Consider the following 385-nt stretch of genomic DNA (forward strand, 5'->3'; position numbering starts at 1 on the left):
TCAGGTTTCACCCATGCATTACGGTCGTGGCCGACGATGAGCATCGTGTAGAGAGGATTTCCAACCGTGTCGTCAAAATCCAAGCTTTCGCCAGGGGCAAAGGGTTTCTGAAATACACCAGGCGCATCAACAGGAAAGAATTGACGTTCATCAGGCTTAATTCCTATGGCGCGCTTTGTCCCAGCTTTTGCACTCACATTATAGCTGTGAATGCTTCGATAATTGATAAAGGTCACCCCCGCAAAGTCAAAACTCCTAAAGCTCCCCGAGCCAAGAGCACTTGGTGTCGCAACACCTCTTGCGCTATTGAGGGTCTGTGCTAAGGCTGTGTTTAAATAGGTTTCACGATTTGCTCTATGGTTTTTCAACTTGGAAACGCATTCAT

1 protein-coding gene is annotated in these 385 nt (G+C 47.3%); it reads right to left on the minus strand.

What is annotated here, in order from left to right; all coding sequences use genetic code 11:
• Positions 1-385: major capsid protein (locus J7R10_RS09565; protein ID WP_208436551.1), on the minus strand; the 385-nt coding region annotated here is incomplete at both ends.

The organism is Bartonella vinsonii subsp. berkhoffii ATCC 51672 (assembly GCF_902825225.1).
Classification (GTDB): Bacteria; Pseudomonadota; Alphaproteobacteria; order Rhizobiales; family Rhizobiaceae; genus Bartonella; species Bartonella berkhoffii.